The organism is Acidobacteriaceae bacterium, from assembly GCA_028283655.1.
Classification (GTDB): domain Bacteria; phylum Acidobacteriota; class Terriglobia; order Terriglobales; family Acidobacteriaceae; genus Granulicella.
Window position 1 is genome coordinate 1,520,136 of record JAPWKE010000003.1, and the last position, 16,314, is coordinate 1,536,449.

General features: G+C 62.3%; 17 protein-coding genes. 10 read left to right on the forward strand and 7 right to left on the reverse strand.

Annotated elements, in window-relative coordinates; genetic code table 11:
- Nucleotides 1-38 precede the first annotated feature (38 nt).
- The 3 genes from trxA to thrC form a co-directional block, all read right to left on the reverse strand.
- Nucleotides 39-371 (reverse strand): thioredoxin, encoded by a 333-nt coding sequence (trxA, locus tag PW792_09285; GenBank protein MDE1162120.1) that lies wholly within the window; start codon nt 369-371, stop codon nt 39-41.
- A 133-nt stretch (nt 372-504) separates the two neighbouring features.
- Complete coding sequence (gene thrB / locus PW792_09290) at nt 505-1,422, reverse strand: homoserine kinase (GenBank protein MDE1162121.1); 918 nt, start codon at nt 1,420-1,422, stop codon at nt 505-507.
- Nucleotides 1,419-2,801 carry a threonine synthase gene (thrC, locus tag PW792_09295; protein ID MDE1162122.1) on the reverse strand — a complete coding sequence of 461 codons (1,383 nt, stop codon included), beginning with the start codon at nt 2,799-2,801 and terminating at the stop codon, nt 1,419-1,421. The genes thrB and thrC overlap by 4 nt, the downstream gene beginning before the upstream one ends.
- Between thrC and modA the strand changes: the two genes are divergently transcribed.
- Nucleotides 2,801-3,607, forward strand: coding sequence for a molybdate ABC transporter substrate-binding protein (gene modA, locus PW792_09300; protein ID MDE1162123.1), 807 nt, complete (start codon nt 2,801-2,803; stop codon nt 3,605-3,607). The two genes, thrC and modA, sit on opposite strands and share 1 nt — an antisense overlap.
- A 278-nt stretch (nt 3,608-3,885) precedes the next feature.
- On the opposite strand, the gene PW792_09305 is transcribed toward modA, so the two are convergent.
- On the reverse strand, nt 3,886-5,883 hold the full coding sequence (locus PW792_09305) for a M1 family metallopeptidase (protein ID MDE1162124.1): 1,998 nt from the start codon (nt 5,881-5,883) through the stop codon (nt 3,886-3,888).
- Nucleotides 5,884-5,941: 58 nt separating this feature from the next.
- Between PW792_09305 and modB the strand changes: the two genes are divergently transcribed.
- Together modB and PW792_09315 are read left to right on the forward strand one after the other, a co-directional pair.
- Nucleotides 5,942-6,613, forward strand: a complete 672-nt coding sequence (modB, locus tag PW792_09310; protein MDE1162125.1) for a molybdate ABC transporter permease subunit — start codon at nt 5,942-5,944, stop codon at nt 6,611-6,613.
- Nucleotides 6,606-7,319 carry an ATP-binding cassette domain-containing protein gene (locus tag PW792_09315; GenBank protein MDE1162126.1) on the forward strand — a complete coding sequence of 238 codons (714 nt, stop codon included), beginning with the start codon at nt 6,606-6,608 and terminating at the stop codon, nt 7,317-7,319. Before modB ends, PW792_09315 begins: the two co-directional genes overlap by 8 nt.
- Before the next feature lie 18 nt (nt 7,320-7,337).
- Here PW792_09315 and PW792_09320 read toward each other — a convergent pair whose 3' ends face one another.
- Nucleotides 7,338-8,438 (reverse strand): UDP-N-acetylmuramate dehydrogenase, encoded by a 1,101-nt coding sequence (locus PW792_09320; GenBank protein ID MDE1162127.1) that lies wholly within the window; start codon nt 8,436-8,438, stop codon nt 7,338-7,340.
- 96 nt (nt 8,439-8,534) lie between these two features.
- Between PW792_09320 and PW792_09325 the strand changes: the two genes are divergently transcribed.
- Both PW792_09325 and PW792_09330 read left to right on the forward strand, forming a co-directional pair.
- Nucleotides 8,535-8,960: a BrxA/BrxB family bacilliredoxin gene (locus tag PW792_09325; GenBank protein MDE1162128.1), complete on the forward strand. Its 426-nt coding sequence runs from the start codon at nt 8,535-8,537 to the stop codon at nt 8,958-8,960.
- A 137-nt stretch (nt 8,961-9,097) separates the two neighbouring features.
- A complete protein-coding gene (locus PW792_09330; GenBank protein MDE1162129.1) occupies nt 9,098-10,051 on the forward strand; it encodes a sigma 54-interacting transcriptional regulator in 954 nt (317 codons plus the stop codon).
- A gap of 105 nt (nt 10,052-10,156) precedes the next feature.
- On the opposite strand, the gene PW792_09335 is transcribed toward PW792_09330, so the two are convergent.
- Complete coding sequence (locus PW792_09335; protein MDE1162130.1) at nt 10,157-10,843, reverse strand: hypothetical protein; 687 nt, start codon at nt 10,841-10,843, stop codon at nt 10,157-10,159.
- A gap of 113 nt (nt 10,844-10,956) precedes the next feature.
- On the opposite strand from PW792_09335, the gene PW792_09340 reads away from it, so the two are divergent.
- From PW792_09340 to PW792_09350, 3 genes are read left to right on the forward strand one after another with little or no spacing between them, the layout of a single operon-like run.
- The gene (locus PW792_09340) at nt 10,957-12,210 is read left to right on the forward strand and encodes a GGDEF domain-containing protein (GenBank protein MDE1162131.1); all 1,254 of its coding nucleotides are present in this window, start codon (nt 10,957-10,959) and stop codon (nt 12,208-12,210) included.
- 28 nt (nt 12,211-12,238) lie between these two features.
- Nucleotides 12,239-12,766 (forward strand): carboxymuconolactone decarboxylase family protein, encoded by a 528-nt coding sequence (locus tag PW792_09345; protein ID MDE1162132.1) that lies wholly within the window; start codon nt 12,239-12,241, stop codon nt 12,764-12,766.
- A gap of 45 nt (nt 12,767-12,811) precedes the next feature.
- On the forward strand, nt 12,812-13,504 hold the full coding sequence (locus PW792_09350) for an ABC transporter ATP-binding protein (GenBank protein MDE1162133.1): 693 nt from the start codon (nt 12,812-12,814) through the stop codon (nt 13,502-13,504).
- Nucleotides 13,505-13,507: 3 nt separating this feature from the next.
- Here PW792_09350 and PW792_09355 read toward each other — a convergent pair whose 3' ends face one another.
- Nucleotides 13,508-13,858, reverse strand: a complete 351-nt coding sequence (locus tag PW792_09355) for a (2Fe-2S) ferredoxin domain-containing protein (protein MDE1162134.1) — start codon at nt 13,856-13,858, stop codon at nt 13,508-13,510.
- A 44-nt stretch (nt 13,859-13,902) separates the two neighbouring features.
- On the opposite strand from PW792_09355, the gene PW792_09360 reads away from it, so the two are divergent.
- On the forward strand, nt 13,903-14,364 hold the full coding sequence (locus PW792_09360; GenBank protein ID MDE1162135.1) for a hypothetical protein: 462 nt from the start codon (nt 13,903-13,905) through the stop codon (nt 14,362-14,364).
- Nucleotides 14,365-14,453: 89 nt separating this feature from the next.
- Entirely contained in the window at nt 14,454-16,307 is a 1,854-nt protein-coding gene (recJ, locus tag PW792_09365; GenBank protein ID MDE1162136.1) for a single-stranded-DNA-specific exonuclease RecJ, read from the forward strand.
- The last annotated feature ends 7 nt before the right edge of the window (nt 16,308-16,314 follow it).

The following is a 16,314-nucleotide window of genomic DNA, read 5'->3' on the forward strand; positions in this document are numbered from 1 at the left end:
TTTGTGCGGGCGTTCCTAATCCAAAAAGAGGAAACAGCTTATGCGAGCACCCGCGTCAGCGCCTGATCGATGTGCTCCTTCGGCACAAAGCCGACGATCTGCTCGGCAACCTTGCCACCCTTGAAAACGAGCAATGCAGGAATACCACGGATGCCGTAACGGCCGGGCGTCATGTTGTTCTTGTCGACGTCCATCTTCATGACCTTGAGCTTGCCGTTGTACTCGGTTGCCACTTGGTCAACCACGGGAGCGAGCGCACGGCACGGACCGCACCAGGTTGCCCAGAAATCTACCAGGACCGGCGTCTCGGACTGGAGCACCTGTGCTTCAAACTCCGCGTCGGTCACGTCGTGTACAAACTCATTCGCCATTGCCTTACTCTCCTCTGCCGACGGTCATTACCGCGGGCCATTTGTCAACCACAAAATCATAGATGCCTGCTGGGTGGAAAACGGTTCATTTCACCACGATCGAAGTATCCAGCGTATCCAGCAGATATCGAAACTACTGCAGCACAAGAACTTCCGCGCCGCCAGCAACATTTACAGGAATCATTTCCACCTCTGTGCCGACCAGACCTGAAACTCGGGTTTCTGCGGCCAGAAGTGTGGTGCCTTCGTTCAGAACGAGCAGAACGGAAGGCCCTGCGCCGCTCAGAGCGACTCCTGCTATCTCCGGCTCGGAGGCCAGCGGGAGCAGGGATTTCAGCAGTGGGCATGCGTCCTGACGATATGGCTGGTGGATTCTGTCGGCCATTCCAGCGCGCAGCAGATCGAGCCGGTTTGCCGCGAAAGCACTGACCAGCAAGGACATACGCTGCACATTGAAGACCGCGTCTGCCTTCGAGTAGGTGTCGGGCAGAAGGGCGCGAGCTTTCTTGGTGGCGAGCGAGGTGGCCTGCACCGCGAGCAGCATCTGCCAGGTGGAATCCTTGCCGAAGGTGGCCGTTTCGACCCCCTGCTCGGTCTCCGCTGAAACGGTAAAACCGCCCAGCCAACACGCCGCAACATTGTCCGGATGACCCTCGCGACGGGAGGCTTCTGCGACGATTTCTGCGTCGTTCCAGCCGAGGCTTCCGAAGTGATTTGCCAGCGCTACGCCTGCACAAAGTGCTGCTGCCGACGATCCGCAACCCATCCCCAGGGGGATCTCGTTATGGATCGTGAGCTTGAGCGCGGGCGTGTCGACTTCGAACGCTTTCAACACACTCTGAAACGTTTCAACGACGAGGTTATTTTCGAGGGCGCCGACGAGATCGGCGTTGCGACCGGTGGCATGAATCTGCCACACGGGAGCAACGTGTGCCTCGACAGTCAGGTGCATGGACATCGCCAGTCCGGCCGCGTCGAACCCCGGGCCGAGGTTGGCCGAGGTTGCGGGAAGCTTCAGACGGACACCTTTGGTCTGCGTGACGCGCTTCAAGCAGGCTGCCCCGCTGCTGCTTCCAGCGTACGAAGAACCTGATCGACTTCGGCGTCGAGAACAAGAGGGGCCTGCTGCAGCGAAGCCATCTGGCTGCGATCCGCTTCCGGCATCGCCTGCACTTCGGCGTCGTTCAGCAGCTGGCCACGGTGGAAGTCGATGGTGTACTGCGGGTCCTTGAGGGTGTGGCCGGTGAGGAGGAGAACGGCTGTCTCTTCGCGACCGACGTGGCCCTTGGCGACCAGCTTCTTCAGGCCAGCGAGCGTGACGGCGGAGGCGGGTTCGCAACCAATGCCTTCGGCACCGATTTCGGCCTTGGCGAGCGCGATCTCCTGCTCGTTGACCTGTTCGACCCAACCGCCGGTCTGTGCGAGGATCTTGACGGCCTTCTTCCAGCTTGCGGGGTTGCCGATGCGGATGGCGCTGGCACGAGTGTCGGCGATGACGGGTTCGAGTTCGGTGCCTCCACTCTTCTGCATGGAGAGGTAGAGCGGGTTGGCGCCTTCGGCCTGGATGACGCTGATCTTCGGCACACGGTTGATGAAGCCGAGGTGCTTGAGTTCGCCGAAGCCCTTGCCGAGGGCCGAGCAGTTGGCAAGGTTGCCGCCGGGAACGATGATGTGGTGCGGGACCTGCCAGTCCATCTGCTCGAGGATTTCAAAGGCCGGGGTCTTCTGGCCTTCGAGGCGGTAGGGGTTCACCGAGTTGAGCAGGTAGACCGGAGCGCGCTGCACGATCTCGTTCAGGACGCGGACGCAGCCGTCAAAGTCGGTGCGGAGTTGCACGGTCATGGAGCCGTAGTCCATGGACTGCGAGAGCTTGCCCCAGGCGATCTTGCCTTCCGGGATAAGCACCATGGAGCGCAGGCCGGCGCGGGCAGCGTAAGCCGCCATCGCAGCCGAGGTGTTGCCGGTGGACGCGCAGGCGACCCAGTCGAAGCCACGCGAGGCGGCGACGGAGAGGGCGGCGGTCATGCCGGTGTCCTTGAAGCTGCCGGTGGGGTTCATTCCCTGATGCTTGGCGAGCAGCCAGTTGAGGCCGAGCTTTGCGGCACAACGGGGCAGCTCGAAGAGCGGGGTGTTGCCTTCGCGCAGAGTGATGATCTTGTCGTCCGGCACGATGGGAAAGAGGTCGCGGAAGCGCCAGACGCCAGACTGGTCTATCGACAGCGTGGAGGTGCGGCGCTCGTTCCAGAGGTGGCGGAGGGCGGAAGGGTTCGGGCTGAACGCAGTCTCCGACTTTGGAGCGGTTGCGCTCCACGGATACTCGACCTCAAACAAATCGCCGCAGGAACGACAACGAAAATTGCTCGCGGCTTCACTACCGGCGATTCTTTCGCCACATCCCGTGCATCGAAGACTATGTGCTGAAACATTCATTGGACTTTCCTCTAGGGTATCGCACCGCGAAGTGTGCGGGGCTGACAATCGCGGTACTTTGTGCGTTTTTCGCTGGAAAAACGGCTCTCGCACAGAATGCGCACGGGCCCAAGCCTGTATTGCATGTGGCGGCGGCGGCGGACCTGACTCCTGTGATGCCGGTGCTGGCGGCCGAGTATGAAAAGCAGACAGGGGTGCATATCGAGGCCTCCTTCGGTTCTTCGGCCACGCTGACAACGCAGTTGCAGAACGGTGCCCCGTTTGATGTGTTTCTCTCCGCCGACATGGCCCATCCGCAGCAGTTGGCGGATGCAAAACTGACGGAAGCCGGTCCTGTGCCGTATGCGCACGGTGTGCTGGTGGTGTGGGCGCGCAAGGATTCTCCAGCCCAGCCTGTCTCTTTGCAGTCGCTGCAGAAGGCGAGCGTGACGCGGATCGCGATGGCGAACCCGGCTCATGCGCCCTATGGTCTGGCGGCTAAGCAGTATCTGCAACATGAGCATCTGTTCGCGGTGGTTGGGACGAAGCTGGTGACGGCGGAGAACATTGCGCAGACGGCGCAGTTTGTCGAGAGCGGGAACGCGCAGGTGGGGCTGATCTCGCTGACGACGGCTTCGACGGAGCACTTCCGGGAGCTGGGGAGTTATGTTCTGGTGCCGGTAGAGAGCTATGCCCCGCTGGTGCAGGCGGGTGTTGTGTTGAAGGCTTCGCATGAGGTGCCGGTGGCACAGGCGTTTCTGAAGTGGCTGACGTCGGCTGGCGTGCAGGCGCAGATGAAGGGCTTTGGGTTGGAAGCGGCTAAGTAGATGGTAGTAGTGGCGTTGGGAGTGAAAGCTTCGACGCAAAGGTCGCTACGGGCGCAAAGTTACGCGAAGGGTTTTTGGGCGCTGCTGATGATGGTGGAAGGCAGGATGCGTTCAAAGGCAAAAGCGGGAACGTCTTCAAAGGTAACCATGCGTTCAAAGGCAGAAGCGGGGACGCCTACAGACGAACGAGAAGGCGCAGCTAGACTAGAGTCGCTAATTCGACCTGCCTGCACCTTCTCATTCCCTGCTTCCTACTTCCTACTGACAACTGTCTCCACTCACCTGACATCCATGGCGTCGTTGGAGCGGTCGCTGTCGGGGACGCGGTGGTCGGGGTCGAGGAGTGCTCGGGTGGCCTTTGCCGGGGTGGGAATGGTGAAGGTGTGGGTCGTGCTGCGCATCCAGGTTTCGGCAGGGACGTCGATGTCGATGTGCTGGCCACCTTCGAGCTCTACGCGCAGCGTGCAGGGCAGAACGAGTTTGTCGCGGTTTTCGACCGTGATCTTGACGCTCCTCGCCGGTTGCTGAGGATCGGTGTACGTGGCCGCCGTGATGGCGACGTCACGCTGCCAGTTTTCGAAGTACCAGCCACGCCAGAAGTAGGTGAGGTCTTCCCCACCCTCGCTCTCCATGGTGCGGAAGAAGTCGCTGGGTGATGGGTGTTTGTAGGCCCAGTCGTTGATGTAACGGCGGAAGGCGCGGTCAAAGCGTTCGGGGCCGAGAATCTGCTCGCGCAGGAGCGTGAGGCCGAAGGCCGCCTTGAAGTAAGTGACCGGGTGGCGGTACTTGTCGCCGACGAGGTCGGAACGCATCATGAGCGACGGCGCGTTGGGGTCGGCAAGGATTTTGACGATCTGGTCGGCGGGGGTACCACCGTCCTTGGCCGGGGCGTACTCACCGTCGCGCTTGGGGCCGTACTCGCCGTGGTTGAAGTCGTTGCTTTCATAGACGTCGATGAAGGTGTTGAAGCCTTCGTCCATCCAGCCATGAGTGCGTTCGTTGGAGCCGACGATCATGGGAAACCAGGTATGCCCGATTTCATGCGCGCCGATGTAGAAGAGGACGTCTTTGCGTTCGGCGGGGCCGTCGAAGACGATGCCGGGGTACTCCATGCCTTCGGTGGGGCCGGCGACGTTGATGGCGTTGGGGTAGGGGTACGGATACCACCGGTTGGAGAAGCGTTCGACCGCGTCCTTGATGTACTCGGTGGAGCGCGACCAAGCGTCCTGGCCTGCGGCTTCGGCGGGGTAGACGCTTTGTGCGAGCGCGGTTTTGCCGCCGGGGAGGTTGATGCGGGCGGCGTCCCAGACGAAGACGGGCGAGGCCGTGAAGGCGACGTCGCGGGTGTTGTGCATGACGAAGTGCCAGGTTCTGGTCGTCGTGGGCTTGAACGCGGAGGCTGCGGCTGCTTCTTCCGGCGTGCGGAGGATGACGGTCTTGTCGCTGTGGCGCGCAGCGGCGAGGCGGGTGCGTTCGACGGTAGTCAGGACGGCATCAGGGTTGACGAGGTCGCCGGAGCCGGAGACAAGGAAGTTCGACGGAACGGTGACGAAGTAGCTGTAGTCGCCGTAGTCGAGGAAGAACTCGTTGGCGAGGTAGGGCTCCGTGTTCCAGCCGCGGAGGTCGTCGTAGACGCACAGGCGTGGGAACCACTGGGCGATGTCGAAGATCTCGCCCTGCGCGGATTTGCCCCAGGAGGTGCGGCCGCCCCATTCGCCGGGGACGGTGTAGTGGTAACTGATGCGGAGGCGGGTGCTGGCGCCGGGCTGGAGCGAGGTGGGGAGTTCGACCCGCATGCGGGTGTCGCTGACGACGTACTTCGCCGTGACAGGCTTGGCGGCTTTGCCTGCGGGGAGAAGTTCGACGGTGGAGAGAATGTAGCCGTCGGTGGAGGTGGCCTCGGTGCGCATGCGATGGCCGCCGTTGGCGAAGGCGCTGGAGCGCGAGCCCATGCGGTAGGTGTTTTGCTCGAGGTTGAGCCAGAGGACGTCGAGGGTGTCGGGGGAGTGGTTGGTGTAGGTGATGGTCTCGGTCGCGGTGATGGTTTTGGCGGCGGGGTCGAGGGAGGCGTGGATCTCGTAGCTGGCGCGGTTCTGCCAGTAGTGCGCTCCGGGCGAGCCGGAGGCGGAGCGGAAGTCGTTGACAGACTGCGGGAAAGCGAGCGGAGCGAAGGTCTCAAGGGGCTTGTAGTTGCCGGGTGCCAGGGCGGTTTGCGCGGTGGCGGAGAGGCACGCTGCGGCGAGGGCAGCGCTGGAGAGTCGCTGAAGCAGGTTCATGGAGTGATCTTAGCGTGAACTTCGCCGTGGATTGATGCATCTACACTGAGCACAGCCGATGGACTTTTCTGCACTGCATCTGACGCTTCGACTGGCCGCGCTGACGACCGCGCTACTGCTGTGCGTGGCCGTGCCGCTGGCGGCGTGGCTGGCGGAGAAAGCGACGCTGGCGAGGCGGCTGGTGCAGGCTGTCGTAGCGCTGCCGCTGGTGCTGCCGCCGACGGTACTGGGGTTCTATCTGCTGGTGGGGATGGGGCCAACGACGGTGCTGGGGCGAGCGTACATCGCAGTGATGGGGCATACGCTGGCGTTTACGTTTCCGGGGCTGGTGGTGGGGTCGATGGTGTACTCGCTGCCGTTTGCGGTGCAGCCGTTGACCGTGGCGTTTGCGGGTGTGCCGGAGTCGCTGCGCGAGGTGGCGAGAGTGCTGGGAGCGACGCCGTGGGTGGTGTTTCGGCGGGTGACGCTGCCGCTGGCGAAGCAGGGTTTGTTGACTGCAGCGATTTTGACGTTTGCCCACACGGTGGGCGAGTTTGGCGTGGTGTTGATGCTGGGTGGAGATATTCCTGGGTCCACGCGGACGGCGTCGATTGCGATCTTCGACCGCGTGCAGGAGGGCAACTACGCGGCGGCGAACCGAATGTCCGTGGCGCTGATTGCGTTGTCGTTCGTGGCGCTGCTGGTGGTGTATGCGCGTGGGATGTGGCGGAAGGAGTCGCAGCTTGGCTGAGTTCCCTGTTCATCATCTGGCGGTGCGGGCTGATGTGGGTGGCCTGAAAGTTTCTGCAGAGTTGCGGCTGCATGAGCCGTGGACGGTGCTGTTCGGGCCTTCGGGCAGCGGCAAAAGCACGGTATTGCGAGCAGCGGCGGGGTTGATCCCACAGGCTGAGGTGAAGTTTTCAAGGGTGGAGGATGGTGGCACCGTTGAGCTGGCGGGGCTGGTTCCGGAGAAGCGCGGGTTGAGCTATGCGCCGCAGGGGGCGGCGCTGTTTCCCCACATGAGCGTGCGCGAAAACGTCTGGTTTGGGCTGCTGGCGTGTGATGATCCGCTGGGGTTTGCGGTGTTGCCGGAGCAGTCGGCGAGTTTGTTGCGGGTGCATGTGTTGCGTGATCGCAGGCCGAGCGAGCTTTCAGGCGGCGAACGGCAGCGGGTGGCGTTGGCGAGGGCGTTTGCCAAGCCGCAGACGAAGCTGTTGTTGCTGGATGAACCGTTTGCGGGGCTGGATCGGGCGATGCGCGATGAGTTGCTGCCGGAGATGCTGGCGTGGACGCGCGAGCGTGGGATCGCGGTGCTGTCCGTAACGCACGATGTGGACGAGGCCCTGCTGCTGGGGGCGCAGGTGCTGCAGATGGACTCCGGCAAGATTATTGCCGCAGGCCCTGCGCGAGAGGTGCTGGCGGAAGAGCGGGAACGCGTGCTGCGAGCGCTTCGTTAGAGCGTAGAGGGGTAGAGTTTAGAGCGTAGAGACGCCGTCTACGCTCGACTGTCTATCCTCTACAACCTGCATGGTCACCGGTTCGCGGATGAGGGTGACGCCGAAGCGGGCCTGGACTGCGGCGGTGATTTCCTGCTGAAAGGCTGCGACGTCAGCGAAGGTGGCGTGGCCGCGGTTGACGACGGCAAGCGTGTGCTTGGTGGAGATGCCGACGGGGCCGGCGCCAAAGCCTTTGACGAAGCCTGCGCGCTCCAGCAACCAGGCGGCGGGGAGCTTGAGGAGGCCGGGACCGGCGGGCCAGTTGGGGACGGCGGCGGTGTCGAGGCCGACAGCGGCGGCAATTTGTGGCAGCAACGCGGCGTCAACGATGGCGTTTTTGAAGAAGGAGCCTGCGCTGCGGACGTCGGGGTCTCCGGCAACAAGGAGCATTCCCTTGGAACGGCGAATCTCGCGGACGGCCGCGGCGACCTGCTGAACGGTGGGGAGAGGCGTTTCGGCGGTGGAGCCGTCGAGACCGAAGTGGCGGCGAAGGTCGGCGTAACGAAGGTTCGGCTGGCCGTTGGGCTGGAGCCGGAAGGTGACGCGGGTGACGAGGAAGCGGCTGGGTTCTTCGATGTTGAAACGGCTTTCGCGGTAGCGGAAGTGGCAGTCTGCGGCGGAGAGCCAGACGAAGGTTCCCTGCTCGCGGTCATAGGCGCGGACGCTTTCGATGACCTCGGAGACCTCCTGGCCGTAGGCCCCGACGTTCTGGACGGGGGTTCCGCCGACGGAGCCGGGGATGCCTGCGAGGCATTCGACGCCAGCGTACCCGGCGCTGACGACGCGGGAGACGAAGTCGTCCCAAAGGACGCCTGCACCGACATTGAAGAGGTCGGCACTGCGGGGCTCGATGCCGGTGATCTGCATGTGCAGAACGAGGCCCGGGAAGCCTTCATCGTCGACGAGGAGGTTGCTGCCGCCGCCGAGGACGAAGACGGGGATGCTGCGCGAAGAGGCCCAGTTTAGGGCTTCGAGGAGGTCTTCTTCGCTGCGGATGGGGGCCAGCCAGCGGGCGTTGCCGCCAACGCCGAAGGTGGTGAGGGGCGCGAGCGGAACGTTTTCATGGAGTTCAAAACTCATCGGTTTGAGCCTATCGCGAACGAAGTGGGATTTTCCGCATCCGTACGCGAGTCGTACAATCAAATACACGAGTAGTACCCAGGAGAACAACGTTTTATGTACCCAGAGCTGATGATCATTCCGATGCGCGAAGAACTGACCCGCGCAGGCATCCTCGAAGCACGCACGAGCGAAGACGTCGATCAGGCGATCGCGAAGCCGGGGACGACCATGGTGGTCGTTAACTCGATCTGCGGTTGCGCCGCAGGCAAGATGCGTCCGGGCGTTCGCCTGGCGCTGCAGCACACGGTGAAGCCGGACCAGTCGGTGACTGTGTTTGCCGGACAGGACCGCGAAGCGACCGATCGCGCTCGCGCGAACTTCGGTGGACACCCGCCGACCTCGCCGTCGATTGCGATCTTCCGCGATGGACAGCTTGTGTACCTGATGCAGCGTTCGGCGATCGAAGGTTCGACCGCACCGGCGATTGCACAGGAACTGACCCGCGCGTTCGAAGCTTACTGCGGAACACCAGCGGCGTAGCAAACAGTAGAGCGTAGACAGTAGAAAGAACAGAGGGTGGTGCGGCATTTTGCTGCGCCACTTTTTTTGTTTTGGGCAAGGCTTATTTGTTTGAACGAAAGCCTCAACTTCGGCGGTGGCTGGCCGATAGAGAGGGTATGTCCTCGACGCCCCATGTGCTCGCTTTTCGTCCTGCCGGTCCTTCTCGCGCGACGGCGGCAGCTATTCCGACGCACCGTCCTCCGTATGTTCTGCTTGGCCCCAGCCCTGCGATGGCGCGGGTGTGGCAGCAGGTTCGCCGAGTGGCTCCCTACTTCCGCACGGCGCTGTTGACGGGCGAGCGCGGGACAGGCGTTGAGGCCGTGGCGCAGGCGTTGCATGTTCTTTCTCCGTTGCGCGATGAGCCGTTTACGGCGCTGCCTCCGTCGGACGCCGAGGTGCGGTTGGCGACGGTTTCGATGAAGCAGCTTGCGGCGGGAACGTACTACTTTCCCGAGGTGGATTGCCTGTCTCCGGCAGCGCAACTTGGGTTGCTGCGGATGCTGCGTGTGCGGCGGCCACAGCAGGTGAGCGTAATTGCGTCGGCGAGCACGGAGTTGCGGCCACTGGTTTCGGCGGGAGGCTTTTCTGCGGAGCTGGCGAGTGCGCTTTCTGCACTGCAGCTTGCGGTGCCACCGTTGCGGGATCGTCGCGAGGATATTCCTACGCTGGCGGCTGCGGTGCTCGAAGTCGAGAACAAGCGTCGTGAGGAAGCGCGCGAGATGCCGCCGGAGCTCTTCGAGCGGCTAGCGAAGGAGGCCTGGCCGGGGAATCTGCCGCAGATGCAGAGCGTGATCCGGCTGGTGCTGGAACGGTTTCCGGCTGGTTCCGAGATGGCCGAAGAGGATTTAGAGAAGCTGATTGCAAGCACGCTGCCGAAGGTGGAAGCAGAGGCCGAGCCGGTCCCCTTGCTAAAGCTCGATCAGGTGGTGCATGAGCATATTCGGGCGGTGCTGCTGCGTTGCAATGGGAACAAGCTGCGTGCGGCAGAGGTGCTGGGGATCAGCCGGTCGACACTGTATCGGATGCTGGATGCGAACGCAGTCAACGGCGGTCTTTCGATCGCGAGTTAGTGCGAAGTCGTTGCGGTTCGAGGCTGTTCCAAAGTTTCTTCCACGAACGACTTTATCGATTGCGATAGCCTAAGCTGCGCTGTCCCTTGTGCTCTATCGAGCAGCTTAGTGAGTAACGGGGTCACTTGAGAACTTTGTCGCATGCCAGAAGGCGAGTACCTTTGTCGGCCATGCGCCTTCGTGCTTTACGAAGCTGTACTTTGCGGTTCCGTCTTCGAAGTTATGAGCGCCTGCCTGGGTGGTTTCGGGGCCCTCTTCGCGGAGTTGAGCTTCACTCTTCAGCGAGGGGCGGACGATGGCGATGTGGCCGGGTTTGCTGGCGATTGGATTGATGTAATCCAGCACAACGAGATCGCCTTCGTTGGCGTGACGCTGGGCTTCTTCAAACGTCTTGATCTGTTGCCAGCCTTCCCTGCGGCCGTCGGATGAGGCAAACCAGCGACCTTGCGCGCTAGCCAGGAACGACTGTTTGTGGTCCGGTGGGCGGAGCATGTAGACGCCGATTCGCTCGCCCACGGCGGCGGCAAAGGCAGAGCAGTGAGTGTGTCCGCGGAGGTCTCCCGCGCCCAGTGGATTGCCGTTCTTCCAGTCCACCTTGAGGCCGGAGACCCAGTGGTGCTCCACGTCCATGTCGTTCAGAAGCTTCAACAATTGCAGGCCGCCCGGCGTGATGGGCCCGCAGCACGCGGGTGGCGGAAGAGGCCTGGCAGCTTCGGTAGAGGTGACTTCCTGCGCACGGACGCCTGCGCTAACCGCTGCGAGCATCAAGACGAACACAAACCACGGCTTCATGCAGCCCATCGTACCGGATCGCAGGTTCTGTGGAATCACTGCTTTGCTATTCTCTGCACAGGCCCCCGTTGTGTTTGTTCGAGGTCATCCCTTCTTGCGCGGCATAGAGACTGATGAACCAACATCTCCAGCGACTGCAGGACCAGTTAGGCTTCGCGCCTAACATTCTTGCGTTGCTGTTGATCGTCGCGACCCTGCTGCATCTGCAGAAGAGACGTCCGAGAATTGCCACCAGAAGCTGGCTGCTCGCGCTGGCGTTCCTCATCCTTGAGCAATGTGTCTGGCTCTTCATAGAGCCGATCGGCGTGGCTTATCGAGTGGGCCATACGATCACGCTGGAGTGCAATCTTGGCGTCGCGGTGGCTCTGTTCTTTCATCGCGGCGGCGAGGCCAGGCCTGCTCTGGCGCGGCCCCTTCTCTGGCTGAACGCTCTGCCTGCTGTGGCGATGGTCGCACTTTACGGTGCAGGGGTTCCGCTTGCGTGGCCGTACTACGTTTGCGCGGTAGTGGGCGCTGGCGTCGCACTGTCTACGTTTCACTCCCGCGGATATGGCCGATGGACCGGGACTTTGCTGGCCCTGTGCTGGCTGAGCCTGCTGCTACCAGCGTCGACGGGAGATCTTCGCGGCGTGGCGTATCGGACTCTCGGGTTTACCTATGGAGCTGCGGCCATTGATCTGTGGCGACGGATGTACAAGGGGAGCGGACGGCTGGCGATGTGTGCCAGCCTTGCTGTTGGTGTGGTGACATTTTTCACTCATTCGTGGGTGATCGCGCATCGATTCTACCAGCCGCTGGGGGAAGAGATCTGGACGCTGCAACGGTTTGTGCTGCCGATCGGAATGCTCATCGTGCTGCTGGAGGGAGAGATCAATAAGAGCGAGCGGCTGGCGCTCTTCGACATGCTGACCGGGGTGGCGAACCGGCGGTACTTTGAGGAAAAGTTCGCGGTGGCGACGAAACACGGGGCGGCGTCCCTGCTGCTGCTCGACCTGAACGGCTTCAAGCAGGTGAACGATACGTTTGGGCACAGCGTTGGAGATGAGTTACTGCAGATTATCGCGCAGCGGTTGCTCCCGCTGGCGGCAGACGACGAGGTTCTTTGCCGTCTGGGTGGCGATGAGTTTGCGTTTCTGTCGCCTCGCCCGCTGGACCACCTTCGAGAAAAGGTTCGCTCTGCGGTTCGGCAACCTGTCCGCCTGGCGAATACTCAGGTGCAGGTGGCGGCGAGTATCGGCGTGGCGACGTTGTCGACGGACTGCACCGCGATTCAAGGGCAGGATGTTGCCCGCAGTCTCTTTCACCTTGCAGATTCCCGCATGTACGAAGACAAACAGCGGCTGCCTCTTTCGCGTCAAAGCAACTGACAGAGCTTGCCACGGAAAAGAGGAACCTATGCCGGAACGGCTGCGCTACCCGGAGTTTTCCCCCGAGATTTACAGCAAACTGCAGGCATTTGGACATTCGATCGCCATTGCATCGAGCCTGGAGCCGGTGCTGAAAGCCTTTATTGAACTGCGTGCCTCGCAGATGAACGGCTGCGAATTCTGCGTGGCAGCGCATGAGGCCGACCTGCGCAAGCATCATGAGCCAGAGAGCCGTATCGCGGCGTTGGTGGAGTTTCGGGGATCCGAGGCGTTTACGGCGCGCGAGAAAGCAGCGCTGGCGTGGACCGAAGTGCTGACTGACCTGGTCAGCGGCTCCCATGCTTCCGATGCTGATTACGAGGCCGTGCGCGAGTTCTTCGACGGCAAAGAGCTTGTCGATCTGAGCTTTGCGATTGCGAATATCAATGCCTGGAATCGGCTTGGGGTGGCGTTTCAACCGAAGTACAAGACAAAGGCCGAACTTGCTGCCGAAAAGGGTGAGCCGCCGATGCAGGATGCGGTGGGCGAGGATGGCGGCAAGGTCTCCACGGATTAGTCGTGTGGCGTTCCGCAGCCGCAGAATGCGGTAGCCTTGAGGACGATGCCGCCACTGCTCCAAGCCGAAGCCCTGACCAAGCGTTACGCCGCACTCGGCCCAAACACGCCGGGGCTGGAGCTTTTTCGCGATCTGATGCTGGTGGTGGAGCCGGGCGAGATGGTCGCAATTGTGGGCGAGTCGGGCGCAGGCAAGAGTTCCCTGCTGCACCTGCTGGCAGCGCTGGAGAAGCCCACTTCAGGCAGCATCAACGTCGACGGTCGCGAGGTTACGAAGCTGAACGCCGCACAGGCAGCGACGTTTCGCAACGCGGAGATCGGCTACGTCTGGCAGTTCCACTACCTGCTGCCGGAGTTTTCGGCGCTGGAAAACATTGCGCTTCCGCTGCTGGCGCGCGGTATGGCACGCAAGGTGGCGCTGGAACGTGCAGGTGAGTGGCTGAACCGCGTGGGGCTGGCTTCGCGAGCGCACCACCGCTCGGGCGAGCTTTCAGGTGGCGAACAGCAACGTATTTCGATCGCCCGTGCACTTGTCACGGAACCGAAGCTGCTGCTGGCGGACGAGCCGACGGGCGATCTGGACAATACGACCGCAGAACGCATCTTCGCGCTGCTGCAGGAGCTTCACGCAGAGCGTGCGCTGACCACGGTGATGGTGACGCACAACCTGGATTTCGCCGGGCGCTGCGACCGGATGCTACGCCTGCGCGAGGCGCGGCTGGTCGAAGCGAACGGCTAAACGCTACTTGCGGTGCGGGCAGTGCTCGGTGTTGAGGCAGGTGTCCGGCAGACGGAGACGCTCGACCGGAACGCCGCCAGCGAGGTGTTTTTCGGCGATTTCCTGAATATCGTCGACTCCGACGAAGCCGTACCAGACGGCTTCCGGATAGACCACGACGACCGGGCCGTGCTCACACTGCTCCAGGCAGCCGGTCTCCTGTACACGGACTCGGCCTTTGGCTCCGGCCTTCTTTACGGCGTCTTTGAAGAGGCCTTTGTACTTCTTGCTGCCCTCGTGGGCGCAGCTGGGACGCTTGGCATCGGGGCCTCGCTCGTTGGTGCAAATAAAGACGTGATGATCAAACTTCGGCATATCTGTTTGGATGCTTGCACTTGTATCTGCGAAAATCAAACCCTATGCTCGTTGACGACCTTTCCACCACTAAAGACGACATGGTGGCCTTCATCGCCGGCCACGGCCTTCGCTCCATGAAGGCGTTTGTGCCCGAAGACGTTCCCTCCATCCTGTTCGAAGATGAAGATCCAGACTCCTGGAAAGACTTTGTCGAACACGCCAAGTCCGCGTCAGTTCCCTTCCTCACGATGAGCGAAGTCGTGCTCGAACCGGAAGACGTCGCAACGCTCATCGGCCAGGTTCGCGATCAGAACTATCCCGACCACGACCCCGAAGAGCTCGAAGAGGCACGGGATTTGACACAGCATGTGGGCAAGATCGGCTACATTCAGCTCGGCTTCAGCACGGGCGGGGTGGTGTACCTGTACGAGGCAGCGACGGAGTGGTACGACCGCTTCCAGGAGCTTCTCGACAGCGTGTCCGAGATTGGCCGAATCATGCTCGACGACCAGGACGACGACTAAGCTCGACCGTTGGAAAGCGAAGAGGCATGGCCGCGATGCGGTCATGCCTCTTCGCTTTTCCACCACCGGGGAGCGCATGCTGGAAACACATGCCGCAGTCCACGGAACACAGGCCAACAGAACGCTGGCTGACGCTCGCTGAACCGAATGAAGCCTCCGCCGACCTGGCGCGTGAGCTTGGCCTGCCCGAGCAGATTGCCGCGCTGCTGGTTTGCCGGGGGTTGGATACGCCGTCGAAGATCGCCTGGTTTCTGCACCCGACGGCGGCACAACTCCATTCCCCGCTGTTGATGCTGGGCATGAGCACGGCCGTAAAACGCCTGCGTGCCGCGCTGCTGGCGAGCCAGCCCATCCTGATCTATGGCGACTATGACGTCGATGGCACGGTTGCCACAGTCCTGCTGAAGACCGCGATTGAACGCGCCGCGGTGTCGTTGAACGTGAGCGCCGACGTGCGATATCACATCCCGCACCGCATTCGCGAAGGCTATGGGATCCAGAGTTCGCGGCTGACGGACGCTTATGAAGAAGGGGTTCGGCTGGTGGTTTCCGTGGATACCGGCATCCGCGCCTTTGCGGCAGCGGAGGAGGCCAAGCGGCTGGGGCTGGACCTGATCGTTACCGACCATCACCTGCCCGACGGCGCGGAAGGCGTACCCGAAGCGGTTGCGGTGTTGAATCCCAACCAGCCAGGCTGCCCGTATCCGTACAAAGAGCTTTGTGGCGCGGCGGTCAGCTTCAAGCTGGCGCAGGCCCTGCTGGAGTCTGCGGCGCGAGACGATGAGGAGCTGGCACGGCTACGGACGAAGACGCTGCCGAGCTTTCTGAAGCTGCTCGCGGTTGCGACGATCGCCGACGCGGTGCCGCTGAACGGAGAGAATCGGGTGATCGCCTCGCTGGGGTTGGAGGAGCTGCGCAAGCCCTCGCAGTCCGGCCTGCGGACGCTGATGGAACTGGCTTCGATTGACCTCTCGCGGCCAATTTCAGGCTTTGATGTGGGTTTCCGTATTGCTCCACGGATTAACGCTGCAGGCCGCATGGACATTGCCTCTGACGTCGTGGAGATGTTCCTGACCCGCGACGCGGCGCTGGCTCGGAGCCTGGCGGAGAAGCTTCACCAGTTGAACGATGAGCGCAAGACGACCGAGGCCGATGCGCTGCGAGAGATTGAGGCGCGACTCGATGCGATGGCGGCATCCGAAGAGGGGCTGGCAGCGGCGCTAGTACTGGATGATGCCGAAGCGGCGGCACCGTGGCATCGTGGCGTGCTGGGGATTCTTGCTTCGCGGGTGGTCGACCGCACGGCCACGCCTGCGCTGGTGCTGACCCATGAGCCTTCCGGTGATGCTCACGGCTCGGGGCGCTCGGTCGCAGGCTTTCACCTGCTGGATGCGATTACGGCCGCACACAACGACCACCGCGACACGACCGCAGAACCACTCTTTCATCGCTTTGGAGGCCATGCCCACGCGGTTGGGTTCTCGCTGCCCAGCACGAACGTTGCCGCGTTGCGAGAGCGGCTGACGGCCTATGCGGCAACCCACGCGCCGGTCGCGCCCGAGGTAGAAACCCGCGAATGCGACCTTGAGCTTTCGCTCGACGACCTGACTCAGCCGTTTTTCGATGCCCTGGAGCAGCTTGGGCCGTTCGGTAACGGGAATACGGAGCCGCTGTTTCTGACGCGGAACGTTCGGCTGGCCTCTGCGATTCGCGTGATCAAGGAGCGCCACCTGCGGTTGCAATTCGAGGATGTGGACAGCGGACGCCGTATCGGCGGCATGGCGTGGTCGCGTGCGAGAACGGATTTTCCAGAGTTAGCGCGGGAACGGCAGTGGGCCCAGGGCTCTCCGCTGGACGTGGTGTATCGCCTGCGCCGCAACTGGCACCCCGATTTTGGTGGCTGGGAGATGGAAGTGTTATCGCTTCGCGATGCGACCGTTTGATACCTGC

Bases quoted from the DNA above. Each gene is read 5' to 3' on its own strand.
- PW792_09355 (MDE1162134.1), bottom strand. From the start codon at position 13,858: ATGCCGAAGTTTGATCATCACGTCTTTATTTGCACCAACGAGCGAGGC.
- thrC (MDE1162122.1), bottom strand. From the start codon at position 2,801: ATGAATGTTTCAGCACATAGTCTTCGATGCACGGGATGTGGCGAAAGA.
- PW792_09350 (MDE1162133.1), top strand. From the start codon at position 12,812: ATGCCGCCACTGCTCCAAGCCGAAGCCCTGACCAAGCGTTACGCCGCA.
- trxA (MDE1162120.1), bottom strand. From the start codon at position 371: ATGGCGAATGAGTTTGTACACGACGTGACCGACGCGGAGTTTGAAGCA.
- PW792_09305 (MDE1162124.1), bottom strand. From the start codon at position 5,883: ATGAACCTGCTTCAGCGACTCTCCAGCGCTGCCCTCGCCGCAGCGTGC.
- PW792_09360 (MDE1162135.1), top strand. From the start codon at position 13,903: ATGCTCGTTGACGACCTTTCCACCACTAAAGACGACATGGTGGCCTTC.
- PW792_09335 (MDE1162130.1), bottom strand. From the start codon at position 10,843: ATGAAGCCGTGGTTTGTGTTCGTCTTGATGCTCGCAGCGGTTAGCGCA.
- PW792_09330 (MDE1162129.1), top strand. From the start codon at position 9,098: ATGTCCTCGACGCCCCATGTGCTCGCTTTTCGTCCTGCCGGTCCTTCT.
- PW792_09325 (MDE1162128.1), top strand. From the start codon at position 8,535: ATGTACCCAGAGCTGATGATCATTCCGATGCGCGAAGAACTGACCCGC.
- recJ (MDE1162136.1), top strand. From the start codon at position 14,454: ATGCCGCAGTCCACGGAACACAGGCCAACAGAACGCTGGCTGACGCTC.
- PW792_09340 (MDE1162131.1), top strand. From the start codon at position 10,957: ATGAACCAACATCTCCAGCGACTGCAGGACCAGTTAGGCTTCGCGCCT.
- PW792_09320 (MDE1162127.1), bottom strand. From the start codon at position 8,438: ATGAGTTTTGAACTCCATGAAAACGTTCCGCTCGCGCCCCTCACCACC.
- PW792_09345 (MDE1162132.1), top strand. From the start codon at position 12,239: ATGCCGGAACGGCTGCGCTACCCGGAGTTTTCCCCCGAGATTTACAGC.
- modB (MDE1162125.1), top strand. From the start codon at position 5,942: ATGGACTTTTCTGCACTGCATCTGACGCTTCGACTGGCCGCGCTGACG.